At 36.1% G+C, this 21,770-nt stretch carries 26 protein-coding genes and 1 other annotated feature; of the genes, 21 read left to right on the top strand and 5 right to left on the bottom strand.

Translation table 11 applies throughout. The annotated features are described in order from the left end of the window. The first annotated feature begins 2 nt into the window (after positions 1-2). Both TS1_RS01810 and recD2 read left to right on the top strand, forming a co-directional pair. The gene (locus tag TS1_RS01810; RefSeq protein ID WP_068707342.1) at positions 3-626 is read left to right on the top strand and encodes a histidine phosphatase family protein; all 624 of its coding nucleotides are present in this window, start codon (positions 3-5) and stop codon (positions 624-626) included. Between the two features lie 20 nt (positions 627-646). Beyond that, a complete protein-coding gene (gene recD2 / locus TS1_RS01805; RefSeq protein WP_068707222.1) occupies positions 647-3,178 on the top strand; it encodes an SF1B family DNA helicase RecD2 in 2,532 nt (843 codons plus the stop codon). Between the two features lie 72 nt (positions 3,179-3,250). Here recD2 and TS1_RS01800 read toward each other — a convergent pair whose 3' ends face one another. Next, entirely contained in the window at positions 3,251-4,207 is a 957-nt protein-coding gene (locus TS1_RS01800; RefSeq protein ID WP_068707220.1) for a diacylglycerol/lipid kinase family protein, read from the bottom strand. A gap of 439 nt (positions 4,208-4,646) precedes the next feature. Between TS1_RS01800 and TS1_RS01795 the strand changes: the two genes are divergently transcribed. Both TS1_RS01795 and TS1_RS01790 read left to right on the top strand, forming a co-directional pair. Further along, on the top strand, positions 4,647-4,916 hold the full coding sequence (locus tag TS1_RS01795) for a hypothetical protein (RefSeq protein ID WP_068707218.1): 270 nt from the start codon (positions 4,647-4,649) through the stop codon (positions 4,914-4,916). A 111-nt stretch (positions 4,917-5,027) separates the two neighbouring features. Then, complete coding sequence (locus TS1_RS01790) at positions 5,028-5,516, top strand: QueT transporter family protein (RefSeq protein WP_068707216.1); 489 nt, start codon at positions 5,028-5,030, stop codon at positions 5,514-5,516. Between the two features lie 129 nt (positions 5,517-5,645). Here the strand turns inward: TS1_RS01790 and cbpA are convergent, their stop codons facing one another. Further along, positions 5,646-6,287 (bottom strand): cyclic di-AMP binding protein CbpA, encoded by a 642-nt coding sequence (gene cbpA, locus TS1_RS01785; protein WP_068707214.1) that lies wholly within the window; start codon positions 6,285-6,287, stop codon positions 5,646-5,648. A gap of 145 nt (positions 6,288-6,432) precedes the next feature. On the opposite strand from cbpA, the gene rpmG reads away from it, so the two are divergent. The 3 genes from rpmG to nusG all read left to right on the top strand — a co-directional run bounded on the left by rpmG (position 6,433) and on the right by nusG (position 7,455). Next, positions 6,433-6,585: a 50S ribosomal protein L33 gene (gene rpmG / locus TS1_RS01780; protein WP_068707212.1), complete on the top strand. Its 153-nt coding sequence runs from the start codon at positions 6,433-6,435 to the stop codon at positions 6,583-6,585. A gap of 29 nt (positions 6,586-6,614) precedes the next feature. Beyond that, positions 6,615-6,785, top strand: coding sequence for a preprotein translocase subunit SecE (secE, locus tag TS1_RS01775; protein ID WP_068707210.1), 171 nt, complete (start codon positions 6,615-6,617; stop codon positions 6,783-6,785). Positions 6,786-6,909: 124 nt separating this feature from the next. Further along, a complete protein-coding gene (nusG, locus tag TS1_RS01770) occupies positions 6,910-7,455 on the top strand; it encodes a transcription termination/antitermination protein NusG (protein WP_068707209.1) in 546 nt (181 codons plus the stop codon). Between the two features lie 43 nt (positions 7,456-7,498). Here nusG and TS1_RS01765 read toward each other — a convergent pair whose 3' ends face one another. Next, complete coding sequence (locus TS1_RS01765) at positions 7,499-8,395, bottom strand: alpha/beta hydrolase (protein WP_068707207.1); 897 nt, start codon at positions 8,393-8,395, stop codon at positions 7,499-7,501. A 226-nt stretch (positions 8,396-8,621) separates the two neighbouring features. On the opposite strand from TS1_RS01765, the gene rplK reads away from it, so the two are divergent. The 5 genes from rplK (at position 8,622) to TS1_RS01740 (ending at position 11,765) form a co-directional block, all read left to right on the top strand. Beyond that, on the top strand, positions 8,622-9,044 hold the full coding sequence (rplK, locus tag TS1_RS01760) for a 50S ribosomal protein L11 (protein WP_068707205.1): 423 nt from the start codon (positions 8,622-8,624) through the stop codon (positions 9,042-9,044). 102 nt (positions 9,045-9,146) lie between these two features. Then, entirely contained in the window at positions 9,147-9,836 is a 690-nt protein-coding gene (gene rplA / locus TS1_RS01755) for a 50S ribosomal protein L1 (RefSeq protein ID WP_068707203.1), read from the top strand. Between the two features lie 53 nt (positions 9,837-9,889). Next, positions 9,890-10,020 (top strand) — a sequence feature (ribosomal protein L10 leader region). 36 nt (positions 10,021-10,056) lie between these two features. Beyond that, entirely contained in the window at positions 10,057-10,563 is a 507-nt protein-coding gene (gene rplJ / locus TS1_RS01750) for a 50S ribosomal protein L10 (RefSeq protein WP_068707201.1), read from the top strand. Positions 10,564-10,610: 47 nt separating this feature from the next. Then, entirely contained in the window at positions 10,611-10,982 is a 372-nt protein-coding gene (gene rplL, locus TS1_RS01745) for a 50S ribosomal protein L7/L12 (protein ID WP_068707199.1), read from the top strand. A gap of 150 nt (positions 10,983-11,132) precedes the next feature. After that, positions 11,133-11,765, top strand: a complete 633-nt coding sequence (locus tag TS1_RS01740) for an NAD(P)-dependent oxidoreductase (RefSeq protein WP_068707197.1) — start codon at positions 11,133-11,135, stop codon at positions 11,763-11,765. 218 nt (positions 11,766-11,983) lie between these two features. Here TS1_RS01740 and celB read toward each other — a convergent pair whose 3' ends face one another. Further along, positions 11,984-13,321, bottom strand: coding sequence for a PTS cellobiose transporter subunit IIC (gene celB, locus TS1_RS01735; RefSeq protein ID WP_068707195.1), 1,338 nt, complete (start codon positions 13,319-13,321; stop codon positions 11,984-11,986). A gap of 5 nt (positions 13,322-13,326) precedes the next feature. After that, on the bottom strand, positions 13,327-14,727 hold the full coding sequence (locus tag TS1_RS01730) for a glycoside hydrolase family 1 protein (RefSeq protein ID WP_068707193.1): 1,401 nt from the start codon (positions 14,725-14,727) through the stop codon (positions 13,327-13,329). A gap of 217 nt (positions 14,728-14,944) precedes the next feature. Here TS1_RS01730 and dnaX point away from each other — a divergent pair, with 217 nt between their 5' ends. The 9 genes from dnaX to rsmI all read left to right on the top strand — a co-directional run bounded on the left by dnaX (position 14,945) and on the right by rsmI (position 21,754). Beyond that, positions 14,945-16,678: a DNA polymerase III subunit gamma/tau gene (gene dnaX / locus TS1_RS01725; protein ID WP_068707190.1), complete on the top strand. Its 1,734-nt coding sequence runs from the start codon at positions 14,945-14,947 to the stop codon at positions 16,676-16,678. Positions 16,679-16,696: 18 nt separating this feature from the next. Further along, on the top strand, positions 16,697-17,008 hold the full coding sequence (locus TS1_RS01720; protein WP_068707188.1) for a YbaB/EbfC family nucleoid-associated protein: 312 nt from the start codon (positions 16,697-16,699) through the stop codon (positions 17,006-17,008). Positions 17,009-17,056: 48 nt separating this feature from the next. Further along, a complete protein-coding gene (gene recR / locus TS1_RS01715; RefSeq protein ID WP_068707187.1) occupies positions 17,057-17,653 on the top strand; it encodes a recombination mediator RecR in 597 nt (198 codons plus the stop codon). A 27-nt stretch (positions 17,654-17,680) separates the two neighbouring features. After that, complete coding sequence (tmk, locus tag TS1_RS01710) at positions 17,681-18,334, top strand: dTMP kinase (protein WP_068707185.1); 654 nt, start codon at positions 17,681-17,683, stop codon at positions 18,332-18,334. Then, positions 18,331-18,663, top strand: coding sequence for a cyclic-di-AMP receptor (locus tag TS1_RS01705; protein WP_068707183.1), 333 nt, complete (start codon positions 18,331-18,333; stop codon positions 18,661-18,663). The genes tmk and TS1_RS01705 overlap by 4 nt, the downstream gene beginning before the upstream one ends. 32 nt (positions 18,664-18,695) lie before the next feature. Further along, complete coding sequence (holB, locus tag TS1_RS01700) at positions 18,696-19,628, top strand: DNA polymerase III subunit delta' (protein WP_068707181.1); 933 nt, start codon at positions 18,696-18,698, stop codon at positions 19,626-19,628. A gap of 14 nt (positions 19,629-19,642) precedes the next feature. Continuing rightward, complete coding sequence (locus TS1_RS01695) at positions 19,643-20,482, top strand: PSP1 domain-containing protein (RefSeq protein WP_068707179.1); 840 nt, start codon at positions 19,643-19,645, stop codon at positions 20,480-20,482. Continuing rightward, positions 20,475-20,825 carry a DNA replication initiation control protein YabA gene (locus tag TS1_RS01690; protein ID WP_174519317.1) on the top strand — a complete coding sequence of 117 codons (351 nt, stop codon included), beginning with the start codon at positions 20,475-20,477 and terminating at the stop codon, positions 20,823-20,825. Before TS1_RS01695 ends, TS1_RS01690 begins: the two co-directional genes overlap by 8 nt. A 62-nt stretch (positions 20,826-20,887) precedes the next feature. Next, positions 20,888-21,754, top strand: coding sequence for a 16S rRNA (cytidine(1402)-2'-O)-methyltransferase (gene rsmI, locus TS1_RS01685; protein ID WP_068707175.1), 867 nt, complete (start codon positions 20,888-20,890; stop codon positions 21,752-21,754). Positions 21,755-21,770 lie beyond the last annotated feature (16 nt).

Raw genomic sequence — 21,770 nt, 5'->3', positions numbered from 1 at the left:
AAGTGAAGCTATACTTTACTAGACATGGTAAAACAGAATGGAATGCACAGCGTCGTTTTCAAGGTATGCACGGTGATTCGCCGTTGCTACCTACAAGTTTTGCTCAAATTCGCGCGTTAGGCCAATACTTGCAAGATGTTTCCTTTGCTGCGGTGTACTCGAGTCCTTCACAACGCGCAAAACAGACGGCCCAAGGTATTGTTTCTCAGTGGGAAAAGTCGGTGCCTATTTATTATGATTCAAACTTAAAAGAAATGGGTTATGGTCTACTAGAAGGAAAAAGTATTGACGAAATGCAAAAAGAATATGAGAAAACGTTAGCCAATATGCGACATCGTTTGGATCTTTATGACCCTACAGTTTTTGATGGAGAAACGGTTTCTGCCATGATTGAACGGATGACAAGGGCAATTACTACTGCTTCAAATGAACATGAAAAGCCTGTTTTATTTGTCGGACATGGAGCTTCGCTGACGGCGGCCATTCAATTTTTAGCAGGCAAAAATATCTCGGAGCTGCGTAGTAATGGCGGGTTGAAAAATAATAGCTTATCCATTTTAGAAACTAAAGACAAAAAATTGCCTTATGAGTTAACATTATGGAATGATGTTAGCTTTCTTCCCTAATTAGTTAAACGAAAGGAGCGATGTATCCATTGCCAGAAGAAAGTTATATTGTCGGTAAAGTTGCTGCTATTTTTTTTAAAAATCCTAACAATTTTTATAAAGTATTGTTAGTGAAGATTACTGAAACTGATATGAATTATAACGAAAAAGAAATTGTGGTAACTGGAAGTTTTGGCAATGTCCAAGAAGAAGAAGTTTATCGCTTTTTTGGCGAGCGTTTTAATCACCCAAAATATGGGGAACAGTTTAAAGCAAGCGCTTATCAAAAAGAACAGCCAACTTCCGAAAATGGTTTGATTCACTATCTTTCGAGCGATAAATTTCCGGGTGTTGGAAAAAAAACCGCTGAAAAAATTGTTGATCTTTTAGGCGAAGAGGCCATTGATAAAATTTTAGATGATCCGGCCCTACTTAAACAGATCTCTGGTTTAACGAAAAAAAAGCGTGAAATGCTGCTGGATACAGTTCGTTTAAACTATGGCATGGACAAAGTGATTGTTGGCTTAAATCGCTATGGTTTTGGGAGTCAGTTAGCCTTTGCTATTTATCAAACCTATAAAAATGACACTTTAGATGTCATCGAGGAAAATCCCTACCAGTTAGTTGAAGATATTGAAGGGATTGGTTTTAAAAAAGCAGACAATATAGCAGAACAATTGGGGATTGATGCGACTTCCGGTAAAAGAATTCGTGCGGCTATTTTGCATCAAATTTTACAACAGTCAATGGAAACTGGAAATACTTATATTGAAGCAAAAGATTTATTAGAACAAGTTTTACATATTTTAGAAAGCAGCCGTCCGGTCGAAATTGACCCAGAAAAAGTGGCGAATGTCGTAATTGAGTTGGTTGAAGAAGGTAAGATTCAACAAGAAGACACGAAGTTATTTGAAAATAGCCTGTATTTTGCTGAGTGGGGGATTGCTTCTTCCATCGAACGTTTGTTACAGCGTAAAAGAGAAATTCATTATTCAGAAAATAAAATTAATAAAAATCTGCGTAAATTAGAAAAGCGTTTAGACATTATATATGGAGCTTCCCAAGAAAAGGCAATCAAAGAGGCTATCTGTGCTCCCTTATTTATCTTAACGGGCGGACCAGGGACGGGGAAAACTACAGTTATTAGCGGTATTGTGCAATTATTTGCCGAATTAAATGACATTGATTTAGATCCAAGTAAGTATTCAGAAGAGACGTTTCCAATTTTATTAGCGGCACCTACTGGACGTGCGGCTAAGCGTATGAACGAAACAACTGGTTTACCAAGCAGTACTATTCACCGCTTACTAGGATTAAATGGACGAGAAAATAAAGCCAAAAATACAGCGCCTAAAGAACTTGAAGGTGGACTTTTAATCGTTGATGAAATGTCAATGGTAGACACTTGGTTGGCTAACACATTATTTAAAGCTATACCAGATAATATGCAAGTGATTTTTGTTGGAGATAAAGACCAGTTGCCTTCTGTAGGACCGGGTCAAGTATTACATGACTTACTAGATATTGTAGAAATACCACAAAAAGAGTTGACAGAAATTTATCGCCAAGAAGACGGATCCAGTATCATTCCTTTAGCACATGAAATAAAAAGTGGGCAATTGCCGGACGATTTTACGCAAAATCAAAAAGATCGCTCTTATTTTTCTTGTCGTGTAGGGCAAATTGAACCTTTAATTTCACAGGTTGTTTTAAAAGCAAAGCAAAAAGGGTTTACACCACAAGATATTCAAGTTTTAGCTCCTATGTATAAAGGACCTGCGGGGATTAATGCATTAAATAAAATGATGCAAGAAATTTTTAATTCAAATACGGACAAAACAAAAAAAGAAGTAACATTTAATGATACAGTTTATCGCATTGGTGACAAGGTGCTTCAACTGGTTAATGCTCCAGAAGATAATGTGTTTAATGGGGATATGGGAGAAATTACCGGGATTATTTATGCGAAAGACTCCGACGATAAAGTGGATGAACTGGTCATTGCTTTTGATGCAAATGAAGTAACTTATAAGCGCAATGAATGGAATAAGATTACGCTGTCTTATTGTTGTTCGATTCATAAAGCGCAAGGAAACGAATTTAAAATGGTTATCTTGCCCATGGTTAATCAATATTACCGCATGCTGCAGCGCAATTTGCTTTATACGGCTGTCACCAGGAGTAAAGAGATGCTGATTTTACTTGGTGAGACGTCAGCTTATAAGCATTGTGTAGAACAAGTTTCGACTTTACGCTTAACTGCGCTAAAAGAGAGAATCAACGGTATTGATTCTATTTCACAAGCAATGAGATTAAAGATTTTGACGTATGAAAATGAACAAGAAGAAGCGCCGTTTGAAAGTGATTATGTAAAAAGAAAAAATAAAGAAAAAGAACCACACTCAATATCAGCAGAAAAAGCAACTTCTGATTTATTTGCTCAAGAACCCGAAGTATCTTTGACAACAACTTCTACACAACTAACAGAAAAGCTGATTAAATCGCAAACGATCGATCCGATGATCGGTATGGGCGAATTGAGTCCTTACGATTTTCAGATGGTTAAACAATAAAAAAGTTCCCAGCTATTTGTGTCTTTTCAACAATTTTTGCTGGGAACTTTTTTATTATTTGTGCTTGTTTATTTATAGCCAAAAGAGTTGGTTAACCACCGAAAAACTAAGATTATAAGAGGCTTTATCAAAACTCTCCCCATCTTTTTGCAGAAATTGTTTACTCGGAGAAATCAGACCTAGTTGGTCGGCTTTAAAATGATGGAAATATTTTGATTTAGTATGCTTTTGTAATAGCAACAATAAAATGAGATAGAAAAGTTTAGGAAATGACTGTTTTTCTACCAGTACTAAGTCGATTTGCGCTTCATCTATATCAGCCATTGGCGCGATTTTTACGCCTCCGCCAAAATAAGGATGGTTGGTTACTGTACACAAAAAAGCGTGTTGAAAATGATATATTTGATGTTGATATTCAATTTTAATGGGAAAGTTTTCTTGCTTCAATATCCCTTGTAAAGCCGACCGAATGTAGGATAAAGTGCTCATCTTGTATTTATATAGCTGTTGTTTGGCAGATGAGTGATTGGTCGCGTGCACAATAGAAGCATCTAACCCAATACCCACATTATTAACACAAAAGCTTTGGGTTACTTTATTATGGTCGTAACAACTTAATAGATTGACATTATGCGGTTTAGTTGTGTGTATGATGTTTTCCAGTAGTTTTTGGGGAGATTGTGAAATTTTCAAGCTTCTAGCAAAATCATTTCCTGAACCTGCTGGAATATAGGCAATAGGTATTTGTTTTTCAATAGAATTGATCACTTGATGGAGCGTACCATCTCCGCCAATCACGACAAGTAAAGGAAAAATATTGCCGATATTTTTTGTGTGAACATCCCAGGCAACTAAAGTAGATGAAACCAAATTGCTGATAATTTTTGCCTCGTGCAGAGGGTATTTTGTTTTTAAAACTGTAAATGCGAGATTTTTTTGATTCATTAAATTAACTATATGTTCGCCAATTTTTTTGCCATTGCCACCGCCGGCTATAGGATTAATTAAAAGATAATAATGAAACTTCATGACTTGTCTCCAAGGTTTTTCTTGCTATTATAACATGGATTTTCCTTAAAAAAGGACAAAAAAATAGAATCCGATGAGAATGAATGTTTTGAGAAAGCTTTTCAATCTTCTTGAAATAGACGTTTAATCATATATTGAAGGTTCATTTGTCCACTTCAATGATATGCTCATACTCTCATCGGATCCCTATTCAATTTGTAAGGAGTAACTCAAATTCCCACTTCCTTTTTCGTTCATTTAAGATCACAACAATTCTTTTCTTACAGCACCTTTTTCGGCTGCCTTACTGGGAATTCTTATGTCTCCTTACACTTATTTTATACCATACTTTCCAATTAATTGCAAGCGCTTTCTAGCCAAAAAAATGAATTTTAGAAAAAAATAGTTACTTTTTAGCAAAAACTTTGTTATACTCGAAAAAGTTAAGAGGAGAATTCAAATGAAATATTATCATTTAGTTGTTTTTTCTATTCTATTGTCGATAAGTCAGTGGGTTTTGCAGTCATTTTTTAATTTGGAGTTAGCTATGGTAATTAAAAAGATCTTTTTAGGATTGCAAGCTACTCTTTTGATTAGTTATAGTTTATTTTTTCTGATTTATTTGGCAAATAGAAAGAAAAAAGGTCATGAGAAAGAAAGGCCAACTGTTGTTTCGATAGAAAGCCGTAAACAGCACAAAGAAGCTTCTTCATACTCTAAGGCCAGTTAAAAAATGTGGTTTCCATTTTTTAATGTAGCTTTCAACTTATTTTGATTCGTTTAAAAACTGCAGTTCATCAACCATCCTGCGTAAACAAAACTCGGAGAAAGAAGGATTTATATGACAAATAAAAGGGTAAGGGTCATTACCGTCAATGCAATCATTGTTGCGCTTTATGTCGCATTAAGTTTTATCTCACCACTGTCTTCTGGAGCGATTCAATTTCGTTTATCGGAAAGCTTGAACCATTTAGTGGTATTTAACAAAAAGATGTTGTGGGGAGTCTTTGGCGGTGTAGTGGTTTTTAACTTATTATTTGGTGAAGGGCCACTGGATGTCGTTTTCGGTGGGGCTCAAACGTTACTAGCGCTATTGTTGACGGCTGCATTGGAAAAGAAAATTCCAAATGTTAAAGCCCGCTTAGTGTTTAATACTTTATTTTTTACCTTCAGTATGTTCTTGATCGCTTTGATGCTTACGCTAACTGCTGAACTTCCTTTCTGGTTTACTTATCTAACGACAGCGTTAAGTGAGTTAATTATTATGAGTATTTCAGCACCCGTGATGTATTTTATTAATGAAAAAATAAACTTTGCTAAACAAGTATAGATAAAAAAGATTAAAAATATCCGAACTATAGAAAGATTACTCCTACGAGCTGGTAATCGTAAACTAACGATAAATGACAAATCGTAGCCAATATAGTTCGGATATTTTTATCTTATATTTCGAATCTTTTTAATCGTGGGTTGATAAATTTTCGATTTCTACGACTTTAAAGTCCTTACTTTCTAAGTGAGAGATAACAGAATCTAGTGATTGTTTTTTTGTGCCTGAAGCTAAAGTGATCATTGTCCGACGAATAAATTCGTCTTTATCAATATCAAGGGTAATACAACTTGCAATATTGCTGTATTTTGAAATAATTTTTGTCATGTTTGCTAAATCGCCTTGTTTTCCAGTAGAGGCGATCGTCAATACATAACTTCCTTTTTCCACATTCCAGGATTGAGAGAGCATGTTTAACAAAGAGCTATGGGTCAATATACCATAAAAATAATTATCTTCATCCAAAACAGCAATATAAGGCAATTCTTTAATGGTAAAAAAGACTTGAAAAAAAGAAGAATTTATATGAATAAATTTAGTTGCGTTTTTTAATAAATGGGTTACGGGTAAGGTCATATCGCCACCATTTGCTTTGTGTCGATAGATATGCATTTTATAAATATTACCGCGGAAAATCTTTTTTGTTTCGTCTAAGATGGGAACACAGCGAAAACCTGAATCTTCCAGGATTTGTAGTGCTTCTTCTAAGGTGTTGCTTTCTGTTACTGTGGTCAAATCTTGCTTTTTATATACCATTGTTTTTAATAGCATATAATCGCCTCCTTACTTTTTCTTTACACTTTACTATGATACCATAGATTAATGAAAAGCTTCGCTATTTTTTCTTTGACACTACTAAAAATTCGTGGTAACGTAACTATGCTTAAAAGTGTGGAGAATACGAGGAGGTAGCCCAATGAGCGGGAAAAAAGCCGTGCTTGCTTGTTCAATTTGTGGCTCACGTAATTATACAAAGACAACCAGTCAAAGAAAAGACGGGCAACGCTTAGCAATCAACAAATTTTGCAAATACTGTAATAAACATACTCTACATAAAGAAACAAAATAAAAACTTAAAGAGCCATTGGAGGATAAACGATGAAATTTTTACGTAGCGTAAAAGACGAAATGAAAAAAGTGACATGGCCAAACGCAAAACAACTGCGCAAAGACACAGTTGTAGTTATTGAAACCTCACTGATTTTTACTGTGCTTTTTTACATCATGGATACAGGGATTCAAAGCGTATTTGCTTGGATATTGCAATAAACTTTGTGTTTTCAGATAGAAGTCACTAGTAAAACTTTTAGAAGAATGCTATAATGTTAGGGAGAAAAACTTCGAGGCGAACTTGAGGTTTTTTTATTTTACAAAAGTAAAAGGAGCCGAAAAAATGGAATCTTTTGAAAAAAGATGGTATGTGCTTCATACGTATTCTGGTTATGAAAATAGAGTGAAAATTAACTTAGAATCGCGGGCACAAAGTATGCAAATGGATGATTATATCTTTCGTGTAGTTGTTCCTGAAGAAAAGGAAACAGAAGTCAAAAACGGTAAAGAAAAAGAAGTGGTGCATAAGACATTTCCAGGATATGTACTAGTTGAAATGGTAATGACTGATGAATCTTGGTATATTGTGCGCAATACACCAGGGGTAACCGGGTTTGTTGGCTCTCACGGCGCAGGAAGCAAACCTTCACCGCTTTTGCCAGAAGAAATTAACTCCATTTTACATTCACTTGGTATGAGCACAAGAACGGTGGAATTAAAAGTTGAAAATGGTGAAACTGTAAAGATCATTGAAGGAGCTTTTTCTGGCTTGGAAGGACAAGTGACTGAAATTGATGAAGAAAAGCAAAAATTAAAAGTTAATATTGATATGTTTGGCCGTGAAACAAGTACAGAACTTGATTTTGATCAAGTGGATAAAATTGATTAAGATATAAATAAAACAGCAGCATCATTTGACGATGCTGCTGTTTTTATTCCCATAAGAACTGTTCAATTTGTCGGTTCACTTTACTATTTTCATGGAGCATGCTATGGCTTGAACGTTGACCTTGTATGATAGAGTAGCTGATATCATTAAATCCATTATTTTCTAATAAAGGATAAATGGATAGAGCGCTTGTCAGAGGGACTGTTCCATCAGTAAAATCTGCTTTGCTTAATTGTCCTGCAATGAGTAAAACAGAAGTATCATTGGGTATTTGGGGAGTCAGGTCGGTAAAATCTTGATATCTTTGAGATGGAGTATCAGGACCGTTTTTTAACAAGTCTTCAACGGACTGAGACTCGCTAGTATCAACAAATTCGTTAAAAGGTGCTCCAATGGCGACGAACTTTTCAATTTTTGGCAAAGTATCTTCTTGACCGTAGGTCCCCATATAGCGGTAAGCACTAACTCCTCCCATGGAATGACCGACCAAATTGACCTTATCTACTTGGTAATCATTTTTTAAAAGGCTAAGTACATTTTTAATCCATTCCGTTTGATTCCATTCATCGCTTTCGTTATTTTCAAAAAGGACTTGTATGATTGGATTGGTTTTCTTTCCACTAAGTTCTCCTTGTACATCGATAGAGCCATCTGAATGTACCACAACAATCATTTCTCGCTGCGCTACGCTATTTTTCTGCATATCATTAATCATGGATTTAAACGAGTTTGTTGTTCCTTGATAACCATGGATAAAAAGAGTAGGCATTGTGCTTTTTTTATTTGTCTGCTGAGTACTCTTAGTCGCATTGCTAGTTTTAGTGGTATTGTTTGTTTCATTCGCATGCGAATCTTGGTGTGCTTCAGCACTATTTGAATTTTGACAGCCTACTAGAAGGAATGCCAATAGTAAACTAATAGAAAATAGAATTTTTTTCATTTCAGTGCTCCTTACTTTTTTACTGGATTTATTATAATCTTAAGTGAAAAAAAAGCAAAGCAATTCAATTAAAGGTTTGAAAAAAATAAAGAAAATACTTGCAATCAACCACATTTTTGATATACTATCATGAGTGTGCGATATTTGTTTATGGCACGTGTTAAGCGTGGGAGGAGAAATTTTGATCTCTAATTAACCACATCACGGACTTAAGGAGGTATGTCTCGTGGCAAAAAAAGTAGAAAAAATCGTCAAATTGCAAATTCCTGCAGGTAAAGCAACACCAGCACCACCAGTAGGTCCAGCGTTAGGACAAGCAGGTATTAATATTATGGGCTTTACCAAAGAATTTAACGCACGTACAGCTGATCAAGCAGGAATGATTATTCCAGTTGTGATTTCTGTATATGAAGATCGTTCATTTACCTTTGTAACTAAAACACCGCCAGCTGCTGTATTGTTGAAAAAAGCAGCAAGTGTTGATAAGGGTTCAGGTGAACCAAATAAAAATAAAGTAGCGAAAGTTAGCAGCGACCAAGTTAAAGAAATCGCTGAAACTAAAATGGAAGACCTAAACGCTGCTGATGTTGAATCAGCGATGCGCATGGTTGAAGGAACTGCACGAAGCATGGGGATTACTGTAGAATAATTCAATCTCTGAAAGTAGCTTCTCAGTTGGCTCTATGTTGAAAGATATAGAACACGTGGGAGGTTCTACCGTTATAACCACATCAAGGAGGAATCGCATATAATGGCTAAAAAAAGTAAAAAAATGCAAGAAGCATTAGAAAAAGTGGACACAACAAAAGCTTATTCAGTTGAAGATGCTGTTGCCCTAGCAAAAGATACAAATATTGCAAAATTTGATGCAACACTTGAAGTTGCTTATCATTTAAATGTTGATCCTAAAAAAGCGGACCAACAAATTCGCGGAGCCGTTGTTTTACCTAACGGAACAGGCAAAACCCAAACTGTTTTAGTATTTGCCAAAGGAGATAAGGCTAAAGAAGCTGAAGAAGCTGGCGCTGATTATGTCGGTGAGAGTGATTTGGCTGATAGAATCCAAGGCGGCTGGTTTGACTTTGACGTTGTCGTAGCAACACCAGATATGATGGCACAAGTTGGGAAATTAGGCCGTGTCTTAGGCCCCAAAGGATTAATGCCTAACCCTAAAACAGGAACTGTGACAATGGATGTAGCCAAGGCTGTTGAAGAAGTTAAAGCAGGTAAGGTAACTTATCGCGTGGACCGTAATGGAAACATCCATGCTCCAATTGGTAAGGTATCATTTGACACTGATCAATTGGTAGAAAACTTTAAAACGATTCATGATGTAATCGAAAAAGCGAAACCGTCAGCAGCTAAAGGGACTTACATGCAAAATGTTACAGTGACAACGACTTTTGGTCCTGGGATTCATGTAGATCCTGCATCATTTTAAAAACAAGTAAAAAAATATTGACGCAAACACCTTTTTTATGATAAGGTGTTTGACGTTAATAATTAATTGTACCGAAGACAGTAGGTGACTTCAATCAAGTCGTAAATCCTACCGAGGACTTTTATTGGTGTATATCAATAGACCCTCTATGTCTGCGGTGGCATAGAGTTTTTTATTGTAAAAAAACTCTTCCATCAAAATCAGGAGGTGAACGAAAAAAATGAGTGAAGCAGCTATTGCAAAAAAAGCAGAAATCGTTAGTGGAGTGGCCCAACAATTTAATGCAGCTGAATCAGTTGTATTTGTTGACTATCGCGGCTTAACGGTGGATGAAGATACACGTTTGCGTAAACAATTACGTGACGAAAATGTCGAAATGCATGTAATTAAAAATTCTATCCTTGTTCGCGCAGCAAAAGAAGCGGGCTTAGAAGGTTTAGAAGAAGTCTTTACAGGTCCGACAGCTGTTGCTTTTAGTAATGATGATGTGGTTGCACCAGCGAAAATTATCGATGAATTTTCAAAAGAAGCAAAAGCATTAGAAATTAAAGGCGGCGTTATTGAAAATAAAGTTGCTACATTGGACGAAGTCCAAGCTTTGGCAAAATTACCAGACAGAGAAGGACTTCTATCAATGTTGTTATCTGTATTACAAGCACCCGTACGCAACGTGGCTTATGGTCTTAATGCAGTTATCGAGAAAAAAGAAGATGAAGATGCTGCTTAATTTAAGAGCAACTTAAAAATACTGAATATAAATGGAGGAAAATAAAAATGGCATTAAATGTTGAAAGCATTGTCGAAGAAATAAAAGGTGCGACAATTTTAGAATTAAATGATCTAGTTAAAGCTATTGAAGAAGAATTTGGTGTATCTGCTGCAGCACCTGTTGCTGCTGCTTCTGCTGGTGACAGTGGAGAAGCTGCTGAAGAACAAACAGAATTCACTGTAGAACTTAGTGATGTGGGTGGCCAAAAAGTTAAAGTTATCAAAGCAGTCCGTGAAGCAACTGGTTTAGGTTTGAAAGAAGCTAAAGCTGTTGTTGATGGCGCTCCTGCACCTGTTAAAGAAGGCGTATCTAAAGAAGAAGCTGATAGTTTGAAAGCTGCTTTAGAAGATGCTGGTGCATCTGTAGAAGTAAAATAATTAGTATGAATAGAAAAAAGCTAAGAAATCTTTTGAGTAGATTTCTTAGCTTTTTTTGTGGTAAAGAAAAAGCGTTTATTTTCTTTTTAATCGAGAATGGTGTAGGATAAATGATACAAAAAGAAATATAAACAAATGGAGGAATTATGGATGAAAATTGCAGTGATAGCGGCAAACGGTAGAGCAGGAAAGTTAATTACAGATGAAGCTGTCAAACGTAAACACGAAGTGACTGCGATTGTGCGTCATGACAATCAGACAAAAGCTTCACATGTTTTACAAAAAGATCTTTATGATTTGTCGGCAAAAGATCTAGCAGAGTTTGATATTGTAGTTGATGCTTTTGGTGTCTGGGATCCTGCAAAGATGGATTTACATGATTCTTCATTGCTGCATTTGGCAGATTGCTTAAGTGGTACAAACGTGAAATTGTTTGTTGTTGGTGGTGCCGGTAGTTTATATGTAGATTCTGATCATAAAAAACAATTAAAAGACACCGCTGATTTTCCAAAGGAAGCCAAACCGGTTGCTGAAGGTATGGGTAAAGCTTTGGATCATTTAAAAGAACGAGGTGATGTCCAGTGGGTCTATGTGAGCCCGGCAGCAAGCTTTATAGCAGATGGGGCAAAGACGGATAGTTACACAATTACAGATAACGAGTACACAGAAAATCAAGCAGGGGAAAGCAAAATCAGTTATCAAGATTATGCCAGCGGTTTTGTTGACGCGATTGAGGCAGATAAATACAATCAAGTACAAATATCTATTTATCAAGATGACTAATTGTTTAGGGCTGTGACATAAGTAAAGACAAGATAAAAATATCCGAATTCTATTTGATAAGATTCCCTAATTGTCGTGAATTTGCGACGAGTAATCACTGGAGTAATCTCACTTATAGTTCGGATATTTTTTTATTAAAGGAACTTATGTCACAGCTTCTAGAACATAGAAAATCCCCTCCAAGGTTTTAACCTATAGAAGGGATTTTTTAGTCAGCGTTATTCTTTGTCTTCTTTTTGCTGGCTATACAATTTATTATCATACATTTTAAAGAAGGGATAATAAATAAGAAGTGATAGGACTAGGTTAAAAATGGCAATAAATACAGCACGAAAATCCCCACCAGTTCCTAAGAAAGCACCTGTTCCAATTGGGGAAATCCAAGGAATTCCGGAAATAATCTTATTTACCAAATCCATTGACGAGGCAAAGTAAGCAACTGAGACATTCACAATGGGAGCTAGTATAAAGGGAATCATTAAATATGGATTATAAACAATTGGAGCCCCAAAGATGACCGGTTCATTGATGTTAAAAAGACCTGGCAAAATTGCCGCTCTTCCTAACAATTTTAACTGATCCGATTTGGCTTTAAAAACCATCAGTAAAACTAATCCTAACGTACTACCAGCACCACCGAGGAAAATGTACATATTGACAAAGTCACCAGCGAAAATGTTATCTGCTCCGTTAATGTTTTCAGTCAAGGCAACTAACAAAATAGGATTGATAAAGCTATTTTTGATAATTGCAGTGCCATGAACACCGACGACCCAAAGTAAGTGGATAAGTAGCATAATCACGACAATACCTAGCCAAGAACCTGTCAATCCTTTTACAAATTCAAAAGGCTCTGTTAAAATCGCATGCAAATCAGTATGAAATAATGCCAAAACTCCGTTAATAATAACCATAGCAAAGGCGATAAAAATTGCTGGAATCAAAGATGCGAATGCTTTACTAACGCCGTCAGGAACACCTTCGGGCATATGAATAGTGACATTTTTTTTAATGCAATAATGATAAATTTGCACAGCTAAAATCGATGTTAAAATAGCAATAAAAATTCCTACGCCACTAAAACGTGTCACCCAGCTATCTAAAGCTACCCCGTTATAGATAATGGAATCTTCCGCGTTATTTTGTAATAATTGCGCCTCACCATTTTGAATATCCACTTGGACAATGGTTAATAAAAAAGCGAACAGTCCTAAAATAGATCCGACAAAGCTGCTCATTTGTTTTTCTTCTTGCCGGTAGCTTTCTGTTAAATAAAAGGCTGTAGCTAGAGCATAAAAGATCGCAATGGAATCAATAGACATAGTGGTAACCACACTATACAGCGGAGATAATTTTAATACTGTTTGTTCAAAAAAAGGAGCCAACGGTGGAATAATTTGCGGTAAATTATTTATAATTAAAAAAATTGACCCTACAATAGTAAAAGGAACAGTGACAACTCCAGCTTGCATAATGGCCTGTATCACGCGTAAGTTGGCTAATTTATTTAGCGGCGGCATCAGTTTATTTTCTAGAAAACTAAATACAGCATTCATTCTTCTCATCTTCTTTCTGGAGGAATTTCATTTGTTTTTATTAATTCTTGATACCAATAGAAACTATCTTTTTTATAACGCTTGAGTTGTTTGAGTTCTTTTTCATTGCGATCAACATAAATAAAGCCATAACGCTTGCTCATTCCTTCATGGACACTCACTAGATCAATGGCTGACCAAGGACTATAACCAAAGACGTCAACACCTGCTTTAATAGCTTCCAAACATTTTTCAAGGTGTTGTTTTAAGTAATCAATCCGATAAGGGTCATGAACTTTATGATCATCGGTCAGTTCGTCTTTTGCGCCTAAACCATTTTCAGTAATTATAATAGGAAGATGATAACGATCATAAAGCGTTTGTAAGGTTGTTTTAAACCCATCCGGATCAATTGTCCAATTAAATTGATTTTTCTTTAGATAAGGATTAGTCACACCCTTGTAAAAGCCCCAGTCCATAATGTCTTCGCTCTGTTGATCGCTAATTCCTTCACTCATATTGTTTTTATCCATAGGTTTTTCTACAGTAACTGTTGTATAAAAGTTCATGGCAATAAAATCTGGAAAGTTTTCTTGCATTAAAGTTTTATCGCCTGGTTCGAAATGGATAGAGACACCTTTTTGCTTTAAATAGTCTTTAAAAACAGTGTTATAGCGACCAAAACAAGAAAAATCAAGATAGGCCCAATTTCTGACACTATTGAAATACAAAGACGCTTGATTATCCAAAGGGCTGCTGGTTGCCGGATAAACCAGTGAGATATTAGGAACCGGCCCAATTTTTCCATCTTGTACTAAGGTGTGACAAAGTTTAAAAGCGTATTTTTCGGCGATCATCAAATGGTGGAATTGTTGATATTTTTCTTTGATAGGAATTTGTTTGCCCAAAATTTTTTGATCAACTAACAGCATGACATTAGGTTCATTAATGGTTAACCAATACTTGACTTGTTTACCATAGGCTTCAAACACTGTTTTGGCGTATTCTTTAAAAGCGTCAACTGTCAAACGGTTGGTCCAGCCGCCGATATCTTCTAAAGCTTGTGGCAGGTCAAAATGGTTGAGGGTGATAACAGGTTGAATGTTATGTTGCAAACATTCATTGATCACATCTTGATAGTGATTAATTCCTGCCTGATTGATTGTTCCTTGCCCCTTTGGAAAAATTCTTGCCCAAGAGATGGAAAAACGGAAAATTTTCACTCCCAATTCTGCTAAGAGTTGAATATCTTTTTTATAGTGATGATAATGATCGCTTGCTACCGTAAAGTCAGCGATTTCGTGATTATCACGAGGCCTCGTGTCTTGGACAGTCAGCCCTTTGCCATCGCTTTTATAAGCTCCTTCTGTTTGATGCGCACTAATAGATGCTCCCCATAAAAAATGTTTTGGAAATTTATCTGACATGAAAATACCCCTTTAAAATTTAAAGTTACTATTCATCAGTATACTAATTTCTACGACAAATTTCTATAGCAAAGACCTAAGAGGCGTTAGCGCGAATTTTATAAAAGACATAGGTTAAAAATTTAAAAAAGATCCCAGTGGATTTGCTTAAATTGTAGTTTTTTTAAGCAAAGTTGCGTATAATAGTAAGTAGCGAATTTTGAAAGAGGTGGCAAATTTGGTTTATCAAGCACTGTATCGTGTATGGCGTTCTCAACGTTTTGATGATGTTATTGGTCAACAAGCAATTACGCAAACTTTAAAAAATGCGATCATACAAAATCAAATTTCCCACGCTTATTTATTTACCGGTCCTCGTGGAACAGGAAAAACCAGTGCCGCAAAAATTCTTGCTAAAGCAGTAAACTGTCCTAACAGTACGGATGGTGAACCTTGTAATGAATGTGAAATTTGCCGATCGATTACAGAGGGAAACCAAGAAGATGTTATCGAAATTGACGCTGCTAGTAATAATGGTGTTGAAGAAATTCGGCTGATTCGCGAAAGAGCGAACTATGCGCCTACCCAAGCAAAATATAAAGTTTATATTATTGATGAAGTTCATATGTTATCGACAGGGGCTTTTAATGCCTTATTAAAAACATTAGAAGAACCCAAAAAAAATGTGATTTTCATCTTAGCTACAACTGAACCTCATAAAATTCCAGCAACGATCATTTCTAGAACTCAACGATTTGACTTTAAGCGAATTGACACCAAGGATATTATTGAACATTTAACTTATATATTAGAAAAAAATGAGTTGAATTTTGAAGATGAAGCGTTAAATGTTATTGCTCAATCGGCAGAAGGTGGGATGCGTGATGCTCTTAGTATCTTGGACCAAGCGATTTCTTTTAGTAATGGGACGATTACATTACAAGATGCTTTGGAAGTCACAGGTAGTTTAACCTATGAAATGATGGACCGTTTCATTTCTTCCTGCGAGCAAAAAAATACAGCTGAATCTTTGCAATTACTAGATGAGATGTTGGCTTCAGGTAAAGAAGCTAGGCGATTATTAGAAAATTTATTAGTTTATTGTCGGGATTTGTTAGTTTATCAAAAGGCACCTAAATTATTAGAAGAAAAAGCCCAGCATTTTACTGCAACTTTTAAACAATCGGCTAAAGAAATTTCTGCGCAACAAATTTATTATTGGATTAATATTTTAAATCAGACTCAAAACGAGATACGTTTGACAAACAGTCCTAGGATCTATTTAGAGGTTGCAACGGTAAAATTAGCAGATGAATTTACCAATGAAAGCAAGATAGAAGAGGGAACTTCGTCTGCTGATAGTCAAGAAGTAGCGCAGCTAAAAGAACAAGTAAGCAACTTACAAAAAGAAATGGAACAATTGAAAAGCCAAACTGTAGCGCCGCAAACACAAGCGCAGGTGCAAACCAACAAGGAAAAGAAAACAGCGCCTAGTCAATATCGTTTACCTAAAAAACGTGTTTTTAAGGTTTTAAAGGAAGCAACTAAAAAAGAACTGACCAGTGTCAAAGATATTTGGGAGGACCTTTTAGCAAGTTTAAGTGTGACTCAAAAAGCAATGTTAAGAGCCAGCCAACCCAAAGCTGCTAGTCCAAATGGCTTGGTTATTGCTTTTGACTATGAAATTATCTGTAAAAAAGCAGCGAATGACCAGGAATTTGTATTAGCTGTACAAAATAATATTAGCCGCATGATTCCTGACTATGTGCCAGATTTGGTATATATTACCAATGAAAGTTGGCCAACTTTGCGGCAAGAATTTCTTTCTGGACAAAAAGAAATAACCGAAGACAATGGTTTTGCTGAAAATGAAGAAGTAGAAACTGACACAGTAGATGAAAAAAAAGAAGATTTAGTCGTTTCTAAAGCACAAGATTTATTTGGTGAATTAGCGACAATTAAAGAAGATTAGAAAATGGAGTGAAGAGATATGAAAGGCATGGGAAACATGCAAGGCATGATGAAACAAGTGCAAAAAATGCAAAAAGATATGGAAAAAGAACAGGAAGAATTAAATAAAAAAGAATTTGTCGGAAAAGCGGCTAATGATTATGTAAAAGTTATAGCAACAGGTGATCGTACAGTCAAAGATGTACAAATTAAAGAAGATGTGATCGATCCAGAAGATCCAGAAATGTTACAGGACCTTATCGTATCAGCTGTTAATGATTGTTTGAAAAATATAGAAAATGAAACAAAACAAACCATGGGAAAATACACGAAGAATCTTCCAGGAATGTAAACAACGTCAATGCTGTTTTACTGGTTTGTTAATAAAGGAGTTTTAATTGTGCAATATCCAGAACCCATCGCTCGTTTGATTGCAAGTTATATGAATTTACCTGGTATCGGCCAAAAAACAGCGACACGTTTAGCCTTTTATACGATTGATATGAAAGATGAAACAGTGAATGATTTTGCTAAATCTCTATTAAGTGTTAAGCGGGATTTAACTTATTGTAGTGTCTGCGGAAATATTACCGAAGATGATCCTTGCGAGATATGTGCAAATACTACACGAGATCGTTCAACAATCTTGGTAGTAGAAGAACCTAAGGATGTGATGGCCTTAGAAAAAATGAAAGAATATCAAGGACTCTATCATGTACTGCATGGAGTACTTTCTCCGATGGAAGGAACTGGTCCAGAAGATATTAATATTCCCAATTTAATAAAACGTTTAGAAAATGAAGAGGTCAAAGAGGTTATTATTGCAACCAATGCTTCTACAGAAGGTGAAGCGACAGCGATGTATCTTTCGCGTTTAATTAAACCAGCAGGTATTAGAGTAACACGTCTTGCACACGGATTATCTGTCGGCAGCGACATTGAATATGCCGATGAAGTGACTTTATCGAAAGCTGTAGAGGGTAGAACAGAAATATAGATAAAGGTTTAAAAAGGGGGAGTCAGAGTGGATGGACTGTTCATAACAATTGAAGGGCCCGACGGTGCAGGTAAAACAAGCGTACTCAATGAATTGTATCCACGCTTGCAATTTGCATCAGAAAAGGAAGTCATTAGGACAAGAGAACCTGGGGGCGGGAAGATTGCTGAAAAAATTCGTGAACTGATTTTGGATCCAGCCTATGAAGAAATGGATGATCGCACAGAAGCATTGCTTTATGCTGCAGCACGTAGGCAACATGTGATTGATGTCATTCTACCTGCCTTAGATGATGGAAAAATTGTCTTATGTGACCGTTTTGTGGATAGTTCGATTGCTTATCAAGGGGCCGGCCGTCGTGTTGGGATAAAAGAAGTTGCTCAAATTAATCAATTTGCGACACAGGGACTTACCCCTGATTTCACTCTTTATTTAGATGTTGATTCAGATACTGGATTAGAGCGAATTCAACATTCTCGAGGGTACCAGGTTGACCGATTAGAGTCTGAAGGGTTAGAATTTCATCAAAGGGTACGCCACGCCTATTTAAAAATAGCCGAACAAAATTCAGCTCGTGTACATAAAATCGACGCGAGAGCAGATTTGCAAAGTGTGGTTGACCAATGTTTACTGGCAATCTGTACAGCTTATCCAAATTATTTTGAGGAGATGGTAGAATGAAACTAGTGTTAGCGATCGTTCAAGATAAAGATAGTAATCGTTTAGCCAATGAGTTTATTGAAGCAAATATACGAGCGACGAAATTATCATCTACTGGCGGTTTTTTGAAAGCAGGAAATAGTACCTTCATTATCGGAGTCGAAGACGAACGAGTAGAAAAAACGCTGGAATTGATTAAAAAGACTTGTCAATCAAGAAAACAATATGTATCGACTTCTCCGATGACACTCAATGTCTCTTTAGAAGGGCAAGTACCTTATCCGGTCGAAGTAGAAGTAGGCGGCGCTACGGTGTTTGTTTTACCAATCGAAAAATTCCAACAATACTAGGGTATTGGTATAAAGATACAAGGAGAATAGAAATGGGAGAAGAAAACTTTTTAGCCCAAAGCCAGCCACTTGTATATTCACAAATAAAAAGAAATGTAGAGCATGAGCGTTTGGCTCATGCTTATATTTTTGAAGGTGACAATGGTTGTGGTAAGCACGAGATGGCCTTATGGCTAGCGAAGCGTCTATTATGCCTAAATGTTGATAAAGGAAATCCTTGTGAACACTGTGTCAACTGTAGGCGAATTAATGAAGGAGAACATCCGAATGTTCAATTGATTGAACCAGAAGGACAGACGATAAAAGTTGATCAGATTCGTCAATTGCAAGCAGAACTTTCAAAAAGCAGTTTTGAAAAAGGAACACAAATCTTTATTCTGCAGCAGGCGGATAAAATGAATCCAAGCGCTGCGAATAGCCTATTAAAATTGTTAGAAGAACCTCCTGGAAATTCAGTCGCCGTTTTGGAGACGAATATATTAGGGAAAATATTGCCTACAATACAATCTCGTTGCCAAATATTACATTTTACACCCTTGGCGCAAGAATATCTAATTAGACAGTTAGAAGAAAAAAATATACCAAAAAATCTAGCTCAACTCGTTACAAAACTAACGAATAGTTATGATAAAGCAGTTGAAATCTCTGAAAATGAATGGTTTAATGAGACTAGGGAAATTGTAGCTAAGTGGTTTAACTACTTAAAAAATAAGGATCCACAGGCTTTTATTTATGTACAAAAAAAAATAGTGGCCCAGGCAAAAGAAAAAGAACAACAACAAATGATTTTTGCGATACTTTTAGCTTATTTTCAAAATGAGCGCAGTCGTTCATTGGACAATAGACAAAAGACCCAGCACATGAATGATATACTTGAGCTGATTTTGCAAGCACAGAAAAAACTAGCAGCTAATGTAGCTTTTCAAGGCATAGCTGAACAGTTGGCATTGCGGATCATTGGCTAATTCCTTAGGAAAGGATGAGTGACGTGGATAATGTAGTCGGCGTTCGTTACCATAAAACCGGGCGTATTGATTATTTTTTTACAAATGGTGAAAAAATTTCATGCGGTGATAAAGTTTTAGTCGAAAGCAAACAAGTAAAAACAATTGCTGATGTTGTGATGAGTAATAAAAAGGTGGCAGAAAAAGATCTGCCCGGACATATAAAGCCAATTTTACACAAAGCAACTCCGGAAGAGTTATCGCAAGATATGAAAAATCAACAAGATGCTAAAGAGGCTTTAAGAATCGCTAGACAAAAGATACATAAGCATCAAGTAGAAATGAAATTAGTGGATGCGGCCTATACTTTTGATCGCAGTAAAATAATTTTTTATTTCACCGCAGAAGCTCGGATTGATTTTAGAAAGCTTGTTAAACAATTGGCAAGTATTTTTAAAACAAGAATTGAATTACGGCAGATTGGGGTAAGGGATCAGGCGAAAATTGTTGGCGGTATTGGTCCCTGTGGTCGGCAATTATGTTGCTCAACTTTTTTGGGAGAATTTGCGCCAGTTTCTATAAAAATGGCTAAAGACCAAGGCCTTTCTTTAAATCCAAGTAAGATTTCAGGCTTATGTGGCCGGTTAATGTGTTGTTTAAATTACGAAAATGACACCTACGTAGCTGCTAAAAAAGAACTTCCGGATTATGGAACGACGATTTTTACACCTGACGGTAAAGGGCGCGTCGTTGGGCTTAATTTATTAAGTCGGGTCGTAAAAGTTCGTTTAACAAGCCAACAAATTCCTGTAGAATACGATTATGAAGAATTGAAGGATACGCTTAAAGCAGGTGATATGAATGTCGATGGATAAACGTACTTTATACGATGGGTTAAATGAGTTTGAAGAAGACTTACAAAAGTTATCGCAAAATTTAATGGAAATGAAAGGTTCTTTACAAGAACTAGTGGAAAAAAATACAACCTTGGAATTAGAAAATCAACGTTTAAGAGAACATATTCATGAATTGAGTCATAAGGATGCTAATCAAGCAGGAAAAGAGAAACAAGAGCTTTCACAATCACGGCTGAATCTTGAAAAGATTTATGAAGAAGGCTTTCATGTTTGTTACGATCTATACGGCTCTAGGCGCGAGCACGACGAACCTTGTGCCTTTTGTTTAGAAGTAATTTACCGAGATAGTGGTAATAAATAAAAACGGACTGGATCAGTATTGATACCCAGTCTTTTTTTATGAAAAATGAATGGAGGATCGTATTGAAAAAACAAAAAAGTTATAAAAAAACTGCTGGGAAATTATACCTTGTTCCAACGCCCATTGGCAATTTAGATGATATGTCTGTACGTGGAGTAAACACCTTAAAGTCAACTGATTTAATCGCTAGTGAGGATACACGAAATACGCAAAAATTATTAAATCATTTTGAGATTTCTGTGTCACAAAAAAGTTTGCATGAACATAACTATAAGCAGCGCATCCCTGAATTTTTAGCTTTATTAAAACAAGGGCAGACAATTGCTCAAGTGAGTGATGCCGGCATGCCTTCAGTAAGTGATCCAGGTCAAGAATTAGTCGCTAGCTGTATCCAAGAAGAAATCCCGGTTATTTCTTTGCCAGGACCTACGGCTGGCTTGACTGCTTTAATTGCTTCAGGTTTAACAGTGCAACCTCATTACTTTTACGGTTTTTTGCCTCGTAAGAAAAAAGACCAGCAAGAAGTTTTGCAAAATTTAGCAGCAAATAAAGCGACCTTGATTTTTTACGAATCGCCTTATCGTTTAAAAAATACTGTTTCAAATATGAATGAAGTATTTAATCCTCAAAGAAAAGCTGTTATTTGTCGAGAATTAACTAAAATCCATGAAGAATATCTTCGTGGAACCTTAGCTGAATTAAAGGAATATTTAACTGAAAATACACTGAAAGGGGAGTGCTGTCTCCTTGTTGAAGGTCAGTCGGAACAAGAAGTTGATATATCATTACCACAAGCCCCTTTAAAAGAACAAGTAAAGCAGTTCATCGCTACAGGTCTTAGACCTAATGATGCAATTAAAGAGGTAGCCAAGCAAAACAAATTAAAAAAACAAAAGGTCTATAATGCCTATCACGAGCTAAATAAATAGAACAATTTGCAGGGGA

It is taken from the genome of Tetragenococcus solitarius NBRC 100494 (assembly GCF_001544195.1).
In the GTDB taxonomy this organism is placed as follows: domain Bacteria; phylum Bacillota; class Bacilli; order Lactobacillales; family Enterococcaceae; genus Tetragenococcus; species Tetragenococcus solitarius.
The sequence above is the reverse complement of the archived record's forward strand: the minus strand, read 5'-3'. Positions and strand labels throughout refer to the sequence as shown.